Source organism: Streptomyces sp. NPDC001348 (genome assembly GCF_053597535.1).
In genome coordinates this window covers 1-1,069 of the sequence record NZ_JBSFIK010000095.1, presented here as the reverse complement: position 1 = coordinate 1,069, position 1,069 = coordinate 1, and the positions used below count along the sequence as shown (strand labels likewise).

Sequence of the window (1,069 nt, the reverse complement as noted above, 5' to 3'; positions counted from 1 at the left end):
CCTTCTGGACGGAGGCGTCGGCGCCGATGACGTACGCCCAGCAGTTGTGCGTGGCGTCCGCGTGCTCCTTGCGGACCGCGGCGAGGAAGTCCTGGACCTCCTGCTCGGTGGCCGCCGGGGCGAGGGCGCACAGGAAGCGGGAGCGGTTGACCTCGGTCTCGTGCACGCCCGCGCGGGCGACCGTGCGGTACTCGTCCTGCATCCGGCCAGCCTATGCCCGTCGAACGCCTACTCCTTCCCGCCCCGGGGCACGGTCACCGACGTCAGCAGTGCCGTGCCGGGCGTCAGGTCCCGCCAGGCCGGTCCGTGCCAGGCCAGGTCCGCGATCGCCGAGGTCGGGAACTTCGTGCGCACCTGCCCCAGGGCGTCGCCCAGGTCGTCCCCGGCCAGGTCCAGGACGAGGTCCTCGAGGCCGGGGTTGTGTCCGACGAGGAGCAGCGTCGCGACCTCGGGCGGCACCTCGCGCACGACGTGGAGCAGTTCGGGCACGTCGGCCGCGTACAGCCGCGGGTCGAACCGTACGGGCGGCGGGGTGCCCCACTGCGCCGAGGCCAGCTCCCAGGTCTCGCGGGCGCGTACGGCGGTGGAGCACAGGACGAGGTCGGGCAGCCGGTCGGCCTCGGCCAGGGCGCGGCCCGCCGCGGGGGCGTCACGACGCCCGCGGGGGGCCAGCGGGCGCTCGTGGTCGGCGACCCCCGGCGGGCGGGCGGACTTGGCGTGCCGCAGGACGACCAGCCGACGCAGGGGGCCGGCACCCGCGCGGTCCCTCATGACCAGCCTCCACGACCCCGGACCGGCTCAAGGCCGGGACCGGCGAGGCCGAGGACGCCTTCCGCCGCGCCCTCGGCCCCGGCGGCGCTCCCCGGGGCGACGGAGTCGACACGGCGCGCCGCGACCGGCCGACGTGGCGTGACCGTGTCCGCGTGGACCCTCATGACGAGCCTCCACGACCCCGGACCGGCTCAAGGCCGGTACCGACGAGGACGAGGACGCCTTCCGCCGCGCCCTCGGCCCCGGCGGCGCTCCCCGGGGCGACGGAGTCGACACGGCGCGCCGCGACCGGCCGACG

2 protein-coding genes are annotated in these 1,069 nt (G+C 77.0%); both read right to left on the bottom strand.

Features of this window, described 5'->3' with window-relative positions; all coding sequences use genetic code 11:
• The coding region (locus tag ACWC21_RS41350; protein ID WP_450890005.1) for a YigZ family protein at positions 1–202 on the bottom strand (202 nt) is incomplete at its 3' end.
• A gap of 26 nt (positions 203–228) precedes the next feature.
• Positions 229–771: a SixA phosphatase family protein gene (locus ACWC21_RS41345; protein ID WP_450890003.1), complete on the bottom strand. Its 543-nt coding sequence runs from the start codon at positions 769–771 to the stop codon at positions 229–231.
• Positions 772–1,069 lie beyond the last annotated feature (298 nt).